The following is a 17,327-nucleotide window of genomic DNA, read 5'->3' on the forward strand; positions in this document are numbered from 1 at the left end:
TTCCATTTGTCCCAGTGCCTCTTCAATATCTTTAACTAGATATTCTTGCTCACCTCCCAATGCATCAGGAAGTCGCGGTGGGAGGCCTTTCTGCTTTCAGGCTTAATAGAGCTGTCAATAAAACCAGCAATACAGGCAATAAGAGAGAGGGGAACCCCCACAACTTGTAGCCCACAGTGCCGAGCGTTACACCAAAAATAAAGCAAAAAATCACCCCAAAATAATATTTTGCCTTGGTAGATGCCTGTGGATAGGGCGCTTCCCCAGTACTTTTGTATGCTCGATAGTTGTCCAACATTTCAAGGGCGGCAGCGAAGAGGTTGGTGGAGTTGCCTGTCATAAAGTGAGTGGGCGCTTTCTTATTGAGCACCCTGAAAAAGATGGTGCTGTGTAGAGACATGGCGGCAACCGCGAAGAAAGAAACCAAGAAAGTGTTTGCAGCGTAGGGTGACGTAAGTGTTCCCACGTAGCTGCCCAAAATGAAAAATAAAAACATCAAACAACTCTCTATATACAGCATGACAGTTGCTGTATTGCTTTTTTGCAGGTTCAAAATCTTAATGAGATAGATCCAAAAAATCTGCAGGAAGATAAAGGCGGAGAGAATAAATAGCTTGATAATGTAGTTTGGATTGTTACTGGCAAAGTCGGTAATTGAGAGCACAATGGTGCCGGTGATAAAAGTGGTAAAGCTGGTAAACAGGCCCAAAACACAGACAGCCTCAGCAAAACCAGCCACAAATGCGAGAATATATTCAATGTTCATTGTGGCATGAGGCGTTTCATTCATGCTCTAGCACCCTCTCAAGCATATGAGAAGCACCTGCTGCAATTGTCTGTTTCAAGAAATTCCTAGGTACAGGCGCTAGGAAAACCGCACAACAGGTTTTAAAGTTAACCCCTTCTCGCTGTCTTCAGCGGCTTGGTTAATCTGAGAAAAATCGTAGAACTTAATAAGCTTATCAAATGGGAAGCGGCCGGCCATATAAAGGTCGATCATAGTGGGAATAAACTGATCCGGTAGGCTGTCTCCTTCAACCACACCTCGCAGAGTTTTGCATTGGTTGAGCAGGTCCATGAGGTCCAGAGTGAGCTTCTCGCCGGGTTTCGACAGTCCGATAATCGCCCCCTCGCCACGGCTTCGCAAAGAGTCGATCATGGTATTAATCACTGCGGGGATTCCTGTGGCGTCAAGGGCAAACTCCACGCCCTTGCCGGTAATTGCCCTGATTTTTTCTGCAACCTTGCCCTGAGTGCTGTCGATTGTGTGGGTGGCGCCAACTTCCATTGCCAGTTTCAGCCTTGAGGGAAGGATATCCACAGCGATAATGGTAGTGGCCCCCGCTGCTGACGCGGCCATCACTGCAGCCAAGCCCACGGCGCCTGCCCCAAAGGCTGCAAAACTGGAACCGGGGCCCACCTTAAGTGAATTTAAAACGGTGCCGGCACCCGTTTGAATGCCACACCCTAAAGGGCCTAATAATTCCAGGGGAGCATCTTTGCGCACCTTAACCACGTTTTGCTCATTGGCTACCGCGTACTCGCCAAAGGAAGACTGACCAAAAAAGCGGTCGTTAAGCGTCCCTCCCTGTTGATCGGCAAGGGCGTGGCTGCCATCTATGCGACGCCCGGAGAAGTTTCGATCGCGAAAGTTTTCGCAGCAAGCCGGATGGCCGGAAATACACTCCCTGCAACTACTGCATGAGAGGAAAGTTAAGACAACATGATCCCCAGGGGTCACCTTAAGTACGCTATCACCAACCGCCTCTACCACTCCTGCGCCCTCATGCCCTAATACAATAGGGTGCGGAACTAAATAATCCTGGTCGCGGGCAATCATATCGGTGTGGCAGATACCCGTGGCGACGATTTTAACCAGCACTTCATTTTCCAGTAGTTCGGTCTGCCTCACCTGTTCTAATACGAAAGGGCTGCCCGCTTTCCTGACTACTGCCGCAGTGAATTCGTTGCCAACTCTATGAGTGCTTGTCATCTTTTCTCTCGCTTAGCGGTATTTCTTGTGCAGTGCAAAGATTTGGGCACTGCTTCCATGCCGCTTTTATCGGGTTAATTGTTTTAAGACTAGATGGGGGGGAAGGGGTCGCCAAGTTAGATTATTCACAGTGTGAAAACAACTATACAGACTGAGGGCGGATTAATTTTTCTTTAAAACCTACGCCGGATGTTAATGCCGACGTAGGTAAGTATTTGGTGCATACCTACTCAATTTATTTGTAGCCGGTGGCTGGTATACATGTGTGAAATTATTCAGAGGCAACCAAAATAAAAAGGTTACCAATAAAAGGTCCCTGGTTTTGCACAGGTTGCCATTCTGATGCAGGAATGGAGACTTCAAAGGCAGCATTATCAGCTGTGCAATCGCTATTCTGAATCATCTGCCCTGGAATAGCTACACCGGCAAATGCCTGAGTTATTATGCCACTAAGGCCGTTGTCAAAGAAGACGTCATAATTAATCGTCTCTGCATTGGCATTGGAAAGCTCAAAAGGCATGGATGCACTACCAAATGTAATACTAAACGTCGGGAATCCAGTACCGGCGACACAAAATAGATCCATCCCCGTAGCGGGTGAGTTAGCACCTGTTGGGGTTATATTGAGGTCGTTGACATTGTCGATCACAATGGACTCAACAAACGACAGGGTGATCATGCTTTGCGCGCTATCTGTGACTTGGGAAAGCGCAGGGATAGATGAGCCAAGTGCTACGCTCAGTGAAATTGCAGATATCAGAGTCTTTGGGGTGGGAAACTTCATCAGATACTTCCTTGCATTAAAACTCAAAAACGCTTCTGTTGAAAAATACAAAGCAAAAACAATATTAATTTTGAAAATGCCTTGGTATAAAAAGAATAGTCAGTAATCTTTGGTAGGTGTTTTCTTTGGTGATTTTGAGTGAAGTCTTATCGTCTATGAGAAAGCTTTCCTATTTCTCTGAATTTATTTATGAGCTTAGATGCCCGGCTAGGCAGCCTGATAAGGGGGTTAAATGTTACTCCAGAATTAATAGCTAGTACAGCATGGTCGAGTACTATTTAGAGTGCTATTTATTCACGTAGTAAGCATTATTTGGGCTCTCGTTTGTTTTTAGGGATGGTTATGTCAGAAGTGCCATTATCATCAGCGCAATTGGTTGCTTGAATCAGAATGTTGGGAATAGGCATGCCTGCCATCGCGTTTTCGAGAACACTTCCATCATTCTTTTAGAGTGCGTCAGGAGTCTATTCTGGCGTAGCTTATGACAAATAACTCGACAGTGAGAGTTAATTAACAATATTAAATCTTTATTTTTTAATTGGGTAAGTCTATCTGTTTTTCAGTTGATTTTAAGGTGCTAGGCCAGAGATGTACTCTGGCCTAGCGATATTATTAACTTGTCTGGGGAAGAGTTTATTGGCCTTCTACCGTGAGTTCTAGCATTCCAGTAAATGGACCATCGTTCTGTCTGCCATCCCATATAGTAAAGGGAATATCAACCACAAATCTTGAGTTGACCACGGTGGCATCGCACAGGGTATCCTGAATCGGATTATTGGGGATTGGGTCGCCAGGGATTACTGTCTGTCCGGGTCCCCCTATCATGTTGAAAAAAGTTACGTTATATGGAAGATTCGGAGTACTATTGCTGCTCATCAATGTAAAATCTGATCCCATAGGATTGGTAAATGTAATAATGTAGGCCCCAAAAGTTCCACCAACACAAAAGTCATCAGATCCAGTTGCATTAGAACCAATGGCGGGGTCTATGATATCAACGTTACCAACATTGGCTATATCAATGAATGGGGCTTGATTGAAGATGAGTTGGATCACACTGGTTTCCATATCCATATTTTGGGATAGTGCAGATGTGGAAGAGCCAAGTGCCAAACTAAAAAGAGCTGCCGATAATATTGACTTGGGGGTAAAAGGATTCATCAGATACTTCCTTGCGTAAAAAAACTACAACGCTTCTGTTGAAAAACAAAGCAAAAAATTCAAATTGCCTTGGTTTAAAAATAATAGCCAGTAATCTGAGGTTGGGTCTTTGGTAGGTATATTTTTAGGTGGCTTTAAGTGAGTGTCTGAGGATTATGAGAAAGCTTTCCTACTTTTAGTAACTTTATTTTTTTAGTGAGCCTATATGGTGGCAGAGCAGCTTTGCTAAAAGGTTAAACTGCTGCACCAGAGTTAATGTCTGGTGCAGCATGGTCGAATGCTATTTAGAGCAATGTGTTGAATTATTCGGATTCAACAGTGATCATTAGCGTGCCCATAAATGGAGCCATTCCGGCTACAGGTTCCCATTGAAAAGAGGGGATTAAAATGTTAAAGAGGGCGTTATTATCTGCGCAGTTGCTTGCCTGAAGTGTATTGTTGGTTATAGGGATGCCGGGCATTGCCGCTGTAGGAGCTGGTCCTGAGGTAGCATTTAAGAAATTGACCTGGTAGCCCAGTGTAGTGCTACCCATGCCCTGTAAAAGAAATGGTGATCCTGTGCCTGTGCCGACTCCTTCAAAAGTAATGCTAAACGTCGAAAAACCACTGCCGGCAACACAGAAAAAATCAGTCTGTTGAGCATCCTGTCCTGGACTTGGGTTCAGGTTTATATTATCAACGTCTTCTATCACAATAAACTCATTGACAGTCAAAGTAATCATACTTTGCGCGCTATCTGAGACTTGGGATAGTGCAGTTGTTGCAAAGCCAAATGCTAGGCCGGCAGCGGCAAGAGATGCTAGTAATTTTGGTGCGATAATCTTCATAAGTAAATTCCTTTTACATAAGTGTCCACAATACCTGTACTTGAAACAGCGCCAAAGCTAAAAACTGCAAGAGGGTGTTTGGTGCGTAAGTCCGGGTATAAAAAGGTTAGTTGTTAAATTGGGAAGGTGATGTCTATGGTTTTTGCTCTAAGTAAAAATCAGGAAATATGTACTAGTGTTTGAGAAGAATTTCCTATTTTTTAGTTGGGCTTACTGTCAATGGTTCTCTTCTGTCGTGGTTGTGATTTTTTTAGGGTGGTTTTGTGGGGGATATATGGGTTGGTTTGGGGCTGCGTTTGACAATTTATTTGTATGCTGAGGTTACTTTCAATTTAAAAGTTTTTGTCTGCGGTTAAGGTTTTCATTGGGTGTGTCTGGAGGCGCCTTTTGAATCTTCTATTTTTTACCTTGAGTTCTGCGCCAGAATGCATTTCTGGCGCAGTTTTTAATTGGTAAAAAATTTTAAAGGCTCATTAAGAGAGCTTTAATCGGCCTCTACCGTAATCAATAGCTGCCCTACAAATGGTGAGTCATTCTCTCTGTTATCCCATTCAGGAAAGGGGATTTGAATGGTAAATTTGGCATTCTCATCCGTAAGGTTATTACAGGCGGATGCTTCGATCGAATTTCCTGGGATGGGGTCATTGGGCGTAGCCATTATTGTTCCGGGTCCTGGGCCGTTATTGTTTTTAAAGAATACCTCATAGTTAATGACCGGGGAGCCAGGGTTTGATTGTGACATTAACTCAAACTGTGGTCCTGTGGTGGCAGGATTGGTAAAAGTAATACTGTAGTTATTAACGCTGCCTGTTCCGGCTACACAGAATGATTCATCAGCCGTTGCAGCCATTCCAGGGACAGGGTTGTCAATATTTACAGGATCAACAAATGCTATATCAATACTATCCATTTGCATCAACATGAGTGTTATGGTGGTAGTCTCACTGTCGGTTTGAGCTAGTGCCGATGTAGCTGAACCGAACGCAAGGCCAGCAGCGGCTATGGTTGTCAGTAGCTTAGGGGCGAAATACTTCATAAAAATCTCCCTGTTACATAAGATCAGTCAATGACTGTGTTAAAAACAACTCCGAAGCGAAGAAGTGAGGATGCTTGGTGAGTAACTCTTGGTATAAAAAGACTAGTTGTTGATCTGGGAGGGGGGAGTATATGACTTCTGATCTAAGTTATTTCGGGAGGAATTTACTAAAGATTGAGAATGTCTTCTTATTTTTTGAGAAGAGGCTGTGACAGATAAGTTTCTTTTTGGTCCCCGTAAATGTGAAAGCTTTTATCAAATGGACTCTTGCGGTGTGAGTGCCATGAATGCTTTTTACGATGGCGTCTATTGAGGTGTGTGCTACCGTAAGGTGAGATTTGGTAACCAAATGTATGGCGACGATTAAGGTCTTTCATTATGGAGCGTATGAGCAGGCATTTTTTCAGTTTGTTCTTTTTTTAAAATGCTACGCCAGAAGTGTTTTCTGGCGTAGCTAATGTTAATAAATCCTATGCAAAATCTTATTCAGCTTCCACCGTGATTTCTAACAAGCCGGTAAATGGGGCGTCGGGCGCTCTGCCAGCCCATTGTGGTTCTTGAATTTCAATATTAAATTTTGCGTTATTCATCGTTGGGTCCATGCACATAGGTGTCTGTATCATGTTTCCAGGGATAATAGCATCGGGTGCAACAGGCATGCCTGGCCCTGGGAGGATGTCGTTCTTAAAGAAAACTTCATACATTATTGGTACTGCGCCAGCTACAGCAGACTCTAGCTCAAATGGTCCTCCCAGTGGGTTCCCTGGATTACTAAAAGTGATGCCAAAATTCGGAAAGCCTACTCCAGCAACACAGAAGGTATCTTCAGCGAGAATAGGGCCAGGTGTACCATCTGGTGGCGCCAGGAGGTTAAGATCATTCACAAAAGCGATATCAATAGTTTGCATACTCATATAATTCAATGTGATAACGCTAGTTTCGCTGTCCGTTTGGGACAATGCAGATGTGGCGGAGCCGAGTGCCAGGGCGGCAGTGGCTATGGATGCCAGAACCTTTTGGCTGAAAATCTTCATGTAAACTTCCTTGTACAAAACAATAACATTCATGTTAAAGAAAAAGCCAAGACCAATCCTTGGTGAGCATGCCAGGAGAGAATGCCTTGGCTAAAAAATGATAGACCCTAAAAGTAAAAATAAGGATTGCTTGTGTATTTTCTGGGTGTTTTCGGGAAGGATTTACTAATTTATGATAGTAATTTCCTACTTTGAATTGCGTGTTTTGGTTTTCTTTGTTTGAGGGTGAAATCGGGTGGGAGCTAATGTGGATGACTTTACGTCTACATGTGGCAGTTCGTTTGTGCTTTCTTTAACTGTTTTTTTAATCCAGTTTTTCTTTATAACTTAACAAAATGATTGTTTAGGGTTTCAAACAACGCCTTACGGCTGGCTGAGTGATTCTTCTCTGGCGACCCGTATTTTTTCATATGCTCTGGAAAGAGTTGTGCGACCTTCTCTTGTGACCACTCCAGGTGAAACTGCAAGCCGAGGATATTATCTCTGTATAAAAATGCCTGGTTCGGGCAGAGTTTAGAGCGCGCCAGGCGCTTGGCCCCCTCAGGGATTTCAAAATAATAACTATGCGCCTGAAAGACTTTTTCTATGGCGGAGGGTTTTTCTGCTATCCAGTTAATAGAGTGCCAGCCCATTTCTTCCTGCTTCATTGGCTTAACACCCGCTCCCAGTGCGTGAGCGAGTATTTGTGCCCCCAGGCAAATGCCTAAAAAGGGTATTTGCTGATGAATAGTACTTTTTACCCATTGAATTTCGTCCGCGAGCCATGGTAGTAACTTGTGGTCTTTAACGTTCATCATTCCACCCAAAAGGATGACGCCACTAAAACCAGTTTCTGGCAATACAGACTTTTGCGGGTTAATAATGGTTGTTGGTATCTGGTGTTGGCTTGCCCAGTCGGCAATATATCCCGGACCTTCATTGTCTTCATGCTGAATAATAAGAATCGGTTTCTGCATCTTATTGAAAGTCCTGCTTTTCCAGGTAGAGCTGCCGACGAAATACGATCCCCGCCTCATTGAGACTTTCAGGCCAGTGGGCTTCAGAAATAGGGTGTTTACTGTCAGTGTTGATAGTGTTGGGAGCAGATGGGTCGGCAATAACTTCCAGAATCTGGTCAAAACTGGGAGGAGATGCTATTTCGTGGATAAGCAGACTTGTTGAATTTAAACGCACCAATCGGTAGTGACCATTCTCTTTGCGAGTGAGGGGTAGGTCGAGTAACTTTTTGGTGACCCTGAATGGAATAGACTTCAGTTGAGTTTTTCCATCGCGCTCAAAGTGGCCATTAAAGACTTCACCAGTAAAAAAGCCTAAATCGCCGTTGCGCAGACGGTTTAAGGAGAACTCTTCGGGCTTGAGTGAAATGAACGGTGTCTTCTGAGCCAGTTCAGCAATGGTTTTTTCTTTCTCTGATTCCAGCGCGAGAATAATCTGGTGCCCATGGCGCTTGCCGTGAAGCGGCATATGGGAGGCAATGAGTTGCCCTTTAATAGAAAATAGCGCTATTCCATGAGTGCCGTTTGAATCGTCTGCAAACGCTAATGCTGCTGCCAGGGCTAAGGCTCCCGAAATACTTAATCCCCAGAGTCGAGAAAGTTTGCCCATCAGTCTGTGTTCCTAGTGGCGGGGCCGCTAGATAGGAAGGAAATTGCTATTTAGCGGACCCAAAGGCTTGGTGTTTTGCGATTCTAAACGTACATTAGTTACCAATCGATTCAATATTGGTAGCTTTTGGTTCCAAAATGGAAATAGAGGATCTAGAGAAGTTTCTTGTTATTGCCGCTACAGAAAACCTGCAGCGATCGGCGGACCGCTTGGATACTACCCCGGGGGGTTTGAGTAAGGTTTTACGCCGTCTGGAAAAGGCGTTGAACACACGTTTATTCGACCGGGTGGGCAAACAAATCCGGCTCAATGATGCAGGGCGTCGATTACAAGGGCGAGCCGCTGAGATCACAGCCATTGCGCGGCAGGCCCAGGCTGAACTCAACGGGTTGGGCAATTTGCCCGAGTGTCGGGTGGCAGCGCCTGCCGTCATACAATTGACTTGGGCCACGGCTATTCAATGTAAGTTGGCAGAAAGACACCCAAATGCCCGCCTTTCATTCACTTCTGCCTATGAATCCCTGGCGCTGAGTATGCTGGTCAGAGGGGAGGTGGACTTGGCCATAATTACTGGTGCGATATTGGGCCAGGTACCAACCCAGATAACGACCTGCATGCTGGGAGTAGAAACTCTGTGTATCGTTGCGGGCCCAGGTCACCCGTTAGCATCTGGTCAATGGTCAAAATCAGGGGTGCCAATAGAGGTTCTTCAACAATACCCCTTTGCCGCACCGAGAATCTCTCCATTTTGTGGTGAGGAGAGAGGCATTGGCAGTGATGGCTGGGGGGAAAACCTACCTGCCAGAAAGCTTCAGGTCATAGTGAATGACTATGGTGTGCTTAGCCGCCTGATTAAAACGGGTCAGTTTCTCGCTTTGCTGCCAGAGGCCCTTGTTGAGGATGTCGGTGGGGCAAAAATAAAGGTTGTCGGTGAATTTGTAGAGCCTCAAGAAGAGCTTTTTATTGCCTGGAGGGGAGGGCATAAGGGGTGGCTGGATGACTTGGCCCTGACATTATCAAGGGAAGAAGGGCTTAAATACAGAGGACTTGAATAGAGGGGCTTATAAATAGTGCCCCTCTAACTCTTACTACATCAGCCTTCTTCCCGCTGGGAGTTAATCTGAAGGAGCCGGTGGTGGACAAGGTGCTCCTGCGGCTATCCAGCCTTTTAATGCTTCCACCAGTTTTTCGTGGGGAATATTGACGGGTTCTCTCTTGCCACCAGGGTTCCAGCCCCAAAGCGCGAGGGGATTCTCACTCATAAATTGCATTAATTGCTCCGGGGAGCGGCCGCCATTATCTTGGGGGGTAGTCAGCAGCTTGCAGATTTGGGCCGATGACATACCAGACCAGTTAAGGCTGATGGGTGCCATAGCCCAACCCGGAGCTCCGGGCGCTCCAGTCACTGGATTGTTCTGGTTGGAGTGGCAGTTACTGCAGCGCATTGTGCCCAGACCCATGTTATCGGGCCCCCGCTCTACGCGGGGTACATGGGGGGAGCCTTGGTTAATAAGGGGCAATTCCAGCTGGTGACAATTCAAACAGCGGGGGTGAAGGAGTACTTCAACAATGGTTTCCCAGTCCTGATGACCAGTGGTATCAACCTTACTAGATTGTGACCCGTTAGCCTGACTATCTGTATCCTGCCGGTTTCCGCACCCTGTGAAAACCAGCAATATAAGAAGGCTCATTGTTAAATGGCGCAATAAGCCTGCCACTCGCCGCAGTTTCATTTAGCCTTTCCTCATTTCCTATGAGAATGCCCTGTACATCATTGTGGCAGATAGGGGGAGACTGTTAGGAAACTAAATGTACCTGACAGGGATCAAGGTGACGCCTTGAGGAAAAGTGCGCTTGACTTTTTAGTCACGTCTTTCGGCTGACGTTCTCTTACACGTGGTAAGATAGCCGGGATTTAACAGTTTGATTTAGATGATATTGGAGTGCTGTTTGGCGCTCGGAGGAGAGAGTATGTCCTGGTTAGGGGCGGGAATTGGTGCCGGATTCGGTTTTATGTTTGGAGGCCCGATTGGTGCGGCCTTGGGTGCCTGGATTGGTAGCTCCTTTGGATCTGGCTTAAAGCGTTTGGGTGGTGCAGCTGCGGTCCTAAATAGAGAGGGCGCCCAGAAAGTTTTTATTGTGACCTTATTTTCCATGCTGGCCAAGATGGCTAAAGCAGATGGACAGGTGTCCAAGGCGGAAGTGCAGCTGATCGAAGATTTTATCCAGAATAATCTTCGCTTAGGCGCCGAGGATCGCAAGCATGCAATCCGAATTTTTGAGAATGCGAAGACCGATAAGTACAGCATTTACGATTATGCAAAACAGTATCGTGTGTTGGTCCAAAACCAGGCGATGCGGGAGATGGTTTATCGCCTTTTATTTGCCGTTGCTTACGCCGATGGTGAGTTGCATTCCTCTGAGGAAGTGATTCTCAGAAAAATTACTGCGGATTTGGGATTGCATGAATCACTCTTTGAGGCCATGCAAAATCAATTTGGGTACGGTAGGGGAAGCAGCGCTTCTGAGCTTCAACAGCATTACGCAGTGCTTGGCTGCTCTGAGGAAACCAGCGATAAGGATTTGAAGTTGGCCTATCGCCGTAAGGCCGCTGAGTATCACCCCGATAAAATGGCGTCCAAGGGGCTTCCTGAGGAATTTATGCGTCACGCTGAAGATCAGATGAAGAGCATTACCGTTGCGTATGAAGCAATTGTTGAAGCCCGGAAGAGCAAGGCCAAAGTGGCCAGTTAATCGCCTTGCTTAGGCAGTTCGACTTGGAATGCTCAGCAGGTAGAAAAACCTGCTAGCCTTCCGGCTGTTTCTCCCAGCTAGCTGGGAGTAGTACATAAATATTTTGTTTCAACTTGTTGTCGAAATAAAAAATCTTGAGAATTAACCAGAAGAAAGTTTTTAAAGAGAATTTATGAGTCTTGCAAAACAGATCGAAGAAAAACTAACTACGAGCTTTCACCCCCAATTTATTGATGTCCAATGTGAAAGCCATTTGCATAATGTCCCAGCAGGATCTGAAATGCACTTCCGGGTGGTGTTGGTGAGCGAGGCCTTCGAATCAATTCGAAAGGTCCAGCGTCATCAAAAAGTGTATTCCGTTCTTGCTGATGAAATGGCTGGCCCCATTCATGCCTTGGCGCTCCATACCTATGCACCGGATGAATGGGAAGGCGACGCTCCAGAGAGCCCTGAGTGTCAGGGTGGTAGTAAGAAAGGGTAAGTGGCAGCAGGCTATATCAAGAAGCTATTTCCGCATGTCCGCATGTAGATTACTTGAAGTTCGTAGGGTTCAGTGACACTCACCCCTGATAAGAGTGTTTTTATAGAGGGAAGAGGTTTCTAAAAACTAGGCTGCTCTGACCCAATTTAGGGCAGCCTGGTTATGTGTTCGTAAGTTTAAATCTCCCCAAGTGTATTCATACGTTTTTTACTGCCACGCTTTTAGTCCCTTGATGAAGAAAAATTCAACTCCGACTTTCAAGGGTGTGTTTTCTGGTGATGTGGAACCTGCTTAATTTTTTTGAAAGCTTATTTTTTTCCAGCTAAAAGTAAGATGTGGGATTTTCTGCCAATTCTATTTTGGGTCTTTTGATTCATTCCATTTTTAATTTTTAGGCACTCTATTGTGTCAGTGCCCAATTGGAATTTGGATCAATACTCGTTGTCCAACTTTCACCTGAATAAATGCTGTGGGCGTTAAACTCCTTATGAGATTAAGATCTGATTGTTAAATTTCGCGTCAAAAGATCTTATCAGTGCCATAAAAACGTAGAATTATATTTGGGCGCCAACATTTGTTTGTTTTTTCAACATCTGTGATTTCGTGCGACTAGACTGACCATTGATTGGGCTGATTGCTGTTTGATCTGCTGAATTTCAATGGAGTTACCACAAATGAAGATGACGCGTATTCTGATCCCCGTTATGACGCCCCTCGCCTTAGCAATCTCTAGTGTCGCTTCGGCAGGACCTGCTGGCTATGCCCCACCACCCCCTCCTACCCAGGAGTTCAAGATCCGGATTGGCGGGGCTTACTGGTCACCAAACTCTGACAATGTAACCTTTGCTGATCGGTGGTTACGTTATCATGATGATGATGATGATGATTTCAATCGTTTCCGTGATTGGGGTGCTTTCAGAACCAACCTTGACCCTGATGGTGAGTGGGGTTGGTTTATTAATGCTGAATGGAAGCCGACAGATCACTGGGGTGTTTCCCTGAGTTACCAGCAAGGTGATCGCCATACCGGTGGTAGCCGTGATCCTTGGCTGTGGCGTTTCTGGGATGATGACTGGGACGACAATCTATTTGATCGCCGTCGAGGTGATTTTGCTCGCTGGAAGCCTCAAACCACGGCCGCGTACCTGAACTGGTATCCTTTGGATCCCAGCTGCCTGGTACAGCCCTACATGGGCATCGGTATTAACTATACCGACTTCAGTGATGAGCGCCTCAGACATTGGGGTTTCTGGTATGAGGATGATGATGAGAACCTAATCTGGCGCGACTGGGATGGCCGCGTGAACTTTGGCGATAGCTGGGGTTATACATGGCAAATTGGTGTTGATTTCACCTTTGGCCATGATAGTAGCTGGCTGATTAATGTGGCTGCTATTTACTATGATGTAACCACAGACGTTGAAGTGGATACCTTTAATCGCCGCTTCTTTGATGATGATGACGATTTTAACCGCTGGTGGGAGCACAGATTCGGAGGTGACTACGAGTTCGATCCCTGGGTATTCAACATCGGTGTAGGCTATAAGTTTGATTTCAATTGGTAATCAATCTTATCCTTTGAAAAGGGGCGCGATGCGCCCTTTTTTTTGGCTTTATAAATTATTTGACATGCTGGGCGAAATTTTTTGAGCTGAACTACTTTAGCCTAATTTTCTACCGTACCTGCTGCATTTATTCTTCCTGAATTTATCTCTGTACTGCCGAATCTTTCCCTTCCATTCATCCATCTTTTTACCAGAGCCTCCCTTTTTTCTTTTGTCCTGATAGTGCTCAATCTTATTGTTCCAACTTTGGCACTGCTTCAGAGTGGCACTTTGCGCTATGGATATTGAAGATGTGGCGGTAGTAAGCAAGAAAAATAGGATGGCTGTAAATGCTTTAATTATTGTTTTGTTGCTAGGTCTCTTGGACATCTCTATCTCCTTAGATTTAAGGCTTTCGTTATTGCCGATACATCAAGGGAGGCAGGTTTAGTTTGGGTGGGGCTAGTTTGATATTTTTTTGCTGGTGGAAGGGGCGGGTGTCCGCCCCTAATTTTATCTCTAATTAGCCATTACTTGGGAAGCTGTATTGTGCCCCTTCTCTTACTCCACTCGCGGGCCAACGCTGAGTGATAGTTTTACGCTTGGTATAAAATCGCACAGAATCTGGCCCATAAGCATGCAGGTCCCCAAATAGGGAGCGTTTCCATCCGCCGAAACTATGATGAGCTACAGGCACGGGCAAAGGCACATTGATACCCACCATGCCCACTTTAATATTGTCACTAAAGTAACGGGCAGCTTCCCCATCTCTAGTAAATAGGCAAGTACCATTGCCGTACTCGTGAGCATCAATGATGTCCATCGCTTCCTGCATGGTATCTACACGCATTACACAGAGTACTGGGCCAAAAATTTCACTGCGATGTATGGCCATCTCTTGGGTAACACGATCAAACAGGCAGGCCCCCAGGTAATTGCCACTTTCGTAGCCTGGAACCTTCATATTGCGGCCATCCACTACCAGTTCCGCGCCCTCTTCGATACCGGCACTGATTAAGTCTTCCACCTTATTTAAGTGCGCTTGGGTAACCAAAGGTCCCATATCGTTTTGGTTGTTCATGCCATCGCCAATCTTTAGTTGGGCAATTTGTTCTTTAAGCTTTGCTACTAAAGTGTTGGCTGTTTCATCGCCAACCGCAACGGCTACAGAAATAGCCATACAACGCTCACCACAGGAGCCGAAGGCAGCACCCATTAATGCGGCTACTGCGTTGTCCAAGTCAGCATCCGGCATCACGATGGCATGATTCTTTGCGCCGCCAAAGGCCTGAACTCTTTTACCGTGGGCAGTACCTGTGGTGTAGACATATTCTGCAATAGGAGTTGAGCCTACAAAGCTTACCGCCTGAATACGCTTGTCGGTTAGCAATGTGTCCACGGCCTCTTTATCGCCGTTAACAACATTTAAAACCCCGGCCGGGATGCCGGCCTCGATACCTAGTTCGGCGATAAATAGGGCGGAGGAGGGGGTTCGTTCAGAGGGTTTTAAGATAAAGGTGTTGCCGCAGGCAATCGCCATTGGCCACATCCATAAAGGCACCATGGCGGGAAAGTTAAACGGGGTAATTCCCGCACAGACGCCCAGAGGTTGGAACTCACTCCAGGAGTCAATGGCTGGGCCAACGTTCTTACTGTGTTCGCCTTTGAGCATCTCTGGTGCAGAGCAGACATATTCAATATTCTCGATGCCCCGCTGCAGCTCACCCATAGCATCATTGAGCACTTTACCGTGCTCCAGAGTGATCAGCTCGCAGATTTTCTCCGCATTCTCCTCCAAAAGATCGCGCAAACGGTACATGATACGCACGCGCTTTGCTGTGGGCAGGTTACGCCAGGCGGGGTAGGCGGCTTCTGCCGCTGAGATGGCCTCTTCAACGGTGTCTTTGCTGGCCAGCGCGACTTTACCGATTATTTCATTTGTTGAGGGGTTGGCTACATCTTGCAGGCGAGGGTGCTGAGACGAATCGTCGCTGGTAGATAGCTTGCCATTAATCAGGTGACCAATAACTTTCATGGTTTCCTCTCACTGGGGGGTTATACGTTATTTTTTTACCTCTTTGTGCCTTTGTAACACAGGTCACTCCAGGTGGGAAAATCCACCAGATGTTGGAGCCTGGAATAAAATGCTCCACTTGAGCCGTTTTTATTTTTTTATAATTTTTATTGGTTAGTAGTCCTTAATTGTGTTTGGGGAAGTCCCTAAGTACGGTGAGAAAAGCATCGCCAAAACGTTCCAGTTTACTATCGCCAACACCGGAGACGGCTAGGAGTTCACTGCGGGTTTGGGGGTGTGCTTTTACCATCCCGCGCAAGGTGGCATCGTGAAAGACGACATAAGGCGGTACTCCACGCTCTTCGGCCAGTTGTTTGCGGCAGCTGCGAAGCGCCAGCCAGAGGGGTTCCTCTTCCGGGTCAAGATCTTCCAGAACTGCCGCATTTCGAGCTTGGGTACGAGGGGCTTTCTTGGGGAGTTTACGCAGTTGCAGTTTTTCCTCTCCGCGCAGTAATGGGCGGCAGTTTTCTGTGAGTCTAAGCCCCTGGAATTCACCTTCAACGTCCAAATAGCCTCTTACAATCAGTTGCCGTACCACGGCTCTCCACTCACTGCTGCTGAGATCTTTGCCAATACCATGGGTTGTGAGCTGGTCGTGATTGAATTTTCGAACCTTTTCATTATCGGAACCGCGCAGTACGTCAATCACATGGCTGGCTCCAAAGCGTTGACCGGTTCGGTACACACAGGAGATCAGTTTGATGGCTGCTTCGCTGCCATCCCAGGTGGCGGGTGGTTCCAGGCAGATGTCACAGTTGCCACAGGGGTGCTCGAGAGTTTCCGCAAAATAGTGCAGTAGTGCCTGACGTCTACAGCTGGTCATTTCACATAGGCCCAACATGGCATTGAGTCTTGTGCGCTCGAGGCGTTTGTGTTCCTCGCTACCTTCTGAGGATTCCACCATTTGCCCGAGTTTGACCACATCTTCCAGGCCATAGAGCAGTAGTGCTATAGAGGTTTCTCCATCGCGCCCAGCCCGACCGGTTTCCTGATAGTAGGCTTCAACGCTTTTGGGCAGGTCGAGATGCACCACAAAACGCACATCGGGCTTGTCGATACCCATACCGAAGGCAATGGTGGCGACAACGATCACCCCTTCCTCGCGCAGAAAACGGCGTTGATGTTCTGCGCGGGTTTCTGCCGGTAAGCCCGCATGGTAGGGAAGGGCGGTAAAGCCCTGCTGGCTGAGCCACTCGGCGGTGTTTTCCACTTTGGCGCGTGACAGGCAGTAAACCACTCCAGCCTGGCCCTCCTGCCCGTTTTTCAGAAATTGCAGGAGTTGTTTACGTTGATTGTCCTTGGGCTCGATTCGGTATTGGATATTCGGACGGTCAAAACTGCTGACAAAATGCCGGGCGCTCTCCAGATCGAGGCGCTTGGCTATCTCCGCACGGGTGCGTTTGTCCGCCGTGGCAGTCAGCGCTATGCGCGGCACCCTGGGAAACTGTTCGTGCAAACAGCTGAGTTGTAGGTAATCCGCACGGAAGTCATGACCCCACTGGGAGACACAGTGAGCCTCGTCAATGGCAAACAATGAGAGTTCGACGCGCTGTAAAAGCGCCAGTGTTCTAGGTTGCAACAGGCGTTCCGGGGCTAAATAGAGTAAATCGAGCTCGCCGTATAGCAACTGGCTTTCTATAGCTTGGGCCTCGTCGAAGGAGATGGAAGAGTTCAAGTAGGCGGCTCGAATACCAGCCTCTTGTAATGCCTCCACCTGATCCTGCATCAATGCGATTAATGGCGATATCACCACACCGCAGCCGTGTCGGGCTAGGGCTGGAATCTGGTAGCACAGGGATTTACCGCCACCGGTGGGCATAAGCACCAGAGCGTCACCGCCGACCATAAGTGTCTCAATGACTTCTTCCTGAGGGGCGCGGAAGTGGGTATAGCCGAAGACGTGTTCGAGAATATGTTGTGGGGAATTCATGGCGGCGGAGTATACCCCGCGTAGCGACTTTGTGCGGTGGGTTTATAGGGTGGGTTGCCTTGAAATACAATGCAATGGCAGCTTATAAGTTGTGACAGAATTCA

17 protein-coding genes are annotated in these 17,327 nt (G+C 46.8%); 4 read left to right on the forward strand and 13 right to left on the reverse strand.

Annotation, left to right across the window (positions count from 1 at the left end; all coding sequences use genetic code 11):
• Nucleotides 1-64: 64 nt before the first annotated feature.
• From ACXAFI_RS05390 to ACXAFI_RS05430, 9 genes are all read right to left on the reverse strand, one after another.
• On the reverse strand, nucleotides 65-790 hold the full coding sequence (locus ACXAFI_RS05390) for a YoaK family protein (RefSeq protein ID WP_475107976.1): 726 nt from the start codon (nucleotides 788-790) through the stop codon (nucleotides 65-67).
• A 75-nt stretch (nucleotides 791-865) separates the two neighbouring features.
• Complete coding sequence (locus ACXAFI_RS05395; protein WP_475107977.1) at nucleotides 866-1,993, reverse strand: NAD(P)-dependent alcohol dehydrogenase; 1,128 nt, start codon at nucleotides 1,991-1,993, stop codon at nucleotides 866-868.
• Nucleotides 1,994-2,264: 271 nt separating this feature from the next.
• Entirely contained in the window at nucleotides 2,265-2,777 is a 513-nt protein-coding gene (locus ACXAFI_RS05400) for a hypothetical protein (protein WP_475107978.1), read from the reverse strand.
• A gap of 633 nt (nucleotides 2,778-3,410) precedes the next feature.
• The gene (locus ACXAFI_RS05405) at nucleotides 3,411-3,938 is read right to left on the reverse strand and encodes a hypothetical protein (RefSeq protein ID WP_475107979.1); all 528 of its coding nucleotides are present in this window, start codon (nucleotides 3,936-3,938) and stop codon (nucleotides 3,411-3,413) included.
• A 302-nt stretch (nucleotides 3,939-4,240) separates the two neighbouring features.
• The gene (locus ACXAFI_RS05410) at nucleotides 4,241-4,765 is read right to left on the reverse strand and encodes a hypothetical protein (protein ID WP_444919503.1); all 525 of its coding nucleotides are present in this window, start codon (nucleotides 4,763-4,765) and stop codon (nucleotides 4,241-4,243) included.
• Between the two features lie 484 nt (nucleotides 4,766-5,249).
• Nucleotides 5,250-5,801, reverse strand: coding sequence for a hypothetical protein (locus tag ACXAFI_RS05415; protein ID WP_444919502.1), 552 nt, complete (start codon nucleotides 5,799-5,801; stop codon nucleotides 5,250-5,252).
• A gap of 482 nt (nucleotides 5,802-6,283) precedes the next feature.
• Entirely contained in the window at nucleotides 6,284-6,835 is a 552-nt protein-coding gene (locus tag ACXAFI_RS05420; protein ID WP_475107980.1) for a hypothetical protein, read from the reverse strand.
• 320 nt (nucleotides 6,836-7,155) lie between these two features.
• Entirely contained in the window at nucleotides 7,156-7,791 is a 636-nt protein-coding gene (locus ACXAFI_RS05425) for a type 1 glutamine amidotransferase (protein ID WP_475107981.1), read from the reverse strand.
• A gap of 1 nt (nucleotide 7,792) precedes the next feature.
• Nucleotides 7,793-8,440 carry a hypothetical protein gene (locus ACXAFI_RS05430; RefSeq protein ID WP_475107982.1) on the reverse strand — a complete coding sequence of 216 codons (648 nt, stop codon included), beginning with the start codon at nucleotides 8,438-8,440 and terminating at the stop codon, nucleotides 7,793-7,795.
• Between the two features lie 137 nt (nucleotides 8,441-8,577).
• Between ACXAFI_RS05430 and ACXAFI_RS05435 the strand changes: the two genes are divergently transcribed.
• Nucleotides 8,578-9,495 (forward strand): LysR family transcriptional regulator, encoded by a 918-nt coding sequence (locus tag ACXAFI_RS05435; protein ID WP_475107983.1) that lies wholly within the window; start codon nucleotides 8,578-8,580, stop codon nucleotides 9,493-9,495.
• A 60-nt stretch (nucleotides 9,496-9,555) separates the two neighbouring features.
• Here the strand turns inward: ACXAFI_RS05435 and ACXAFI_RS05440 are convergent, their stop codons facing one another.
• On the reverse strand, nucleotides 9,556-10,173 hold the full coding sequence (locus tag ACXAFI_RS05440; protein WP_475107984.1) for a hypothetical protein: 618 nt from the start codon (nucleotides 10,171-10,173) through the stop codon (nucleotides 9,556-9,558).
• A gap of 238 nt (nucleotides 10,174-10,411) precedes the next feature.
• Here ACXAFI_RS05440 and djlA point away from each other — a divergent pair, with 238 nt between their 5' ends.
• The 3 genes from djlA (at nucleotide 10,412) to ACXAFI_RS05455 (ending at nucleotide 13,240) form a co-directional block, all read left to right on the forward strand.
• Nucleotides 10,412-11,194 (forward strand): co-chaperone DjlA, encoded by a 783-nt coding sequence (gene djlA, locus ACXAFI_RS05445; protein WP_475107985.1) that lies wholly within the window; start codon nucleotides 10,412-10,414, stop codon nucleotides 11,192-11,194.
• Between the two features lie 172 nt (nucleotides 11,195-11,366).
• A complete protein-coding gene (locus ACXAFI_RS05450) occupies nucleotides 11,367-11,675 on the forward strand; it encodes a BolA family protein (RefSeq protein WP_475107986.1) in 309 nt (102 codons plus the stop codon).
• A 674-nt stretch (nucleotides 11,676-12,349) separates the two neighbouring features.
• Nucleotides 12,350-13,240 (forward strand): OmpW/AlkL family protein, encoded by an 891-nt coding sequence (locus tag ACXAFI_RS05455; RefSeq protein ID WP_475107987.1) that lies wholly within the window; start codon nucleotides 12,350-12,352, stop codon nucleotides 13,238-13,240.
• A 96-nt stretch (nucleotides 13,241-13,336) separates the two neighbouring features.
• Here ACXAFI_RS05455 and ACXAFI_RS05460 read toward each other — a convergent pair whose 3' ends face one another.
• The 3 genes from ACXAFI_RS05460 to recQ all read right to left on the reverse strand — a co-directional run bounded on the left by ACXAFI_RS05460 (nucleotide 13,337) and on the right by recQ (nucleotide 17,223).
• Entirely contained in the window at nucleotides 13,337-13,609 is a 273-nt protein-coding gene (locus tag ACXAFI_RS05460) for a monovalent cation/H(+) antiporter subunit G (protein ID WP_475107988.1), read from the reverse strand.
• A gap of 133 nt (nucleotides 13,610-13,742) precedes the next feature.
• Nucleotides 13,743-15,254 (reverse strand): CoA-acylating methylmalonate-semialdehyde dehydrogenase, encoded by a 1,512-nt coding sequence (locus ACXAFI_RS05465; RefSeq protein WP_475107989.1) that lies wholly within the window; start codon nucleotides 15,252-15,254, stop codon nucleotides 13,743-13,745.
• A gap of 163 nt (nucleotides 15,255-15,417) precedes the next feature.
• The gene (recQ, locus tag ACXAFI_RS05470; protein ID WP_475107990.1) at nucleotides 15,418-17,223 is read right to left on the reverse strand and encodes a DNA helicase RecQ; all 1,806 of its coding nucleotides are present in this window, start codon (nucleotides 17,221-17,223) and stop codon (nucleotides 15,418-15,420) included.
• Nucleotides 17,224-17,327: the final 104 nt, after the last annotated feature.

This window comes from Microbulbifer sp. ABH2_005 (assembly GCF_056160005.1).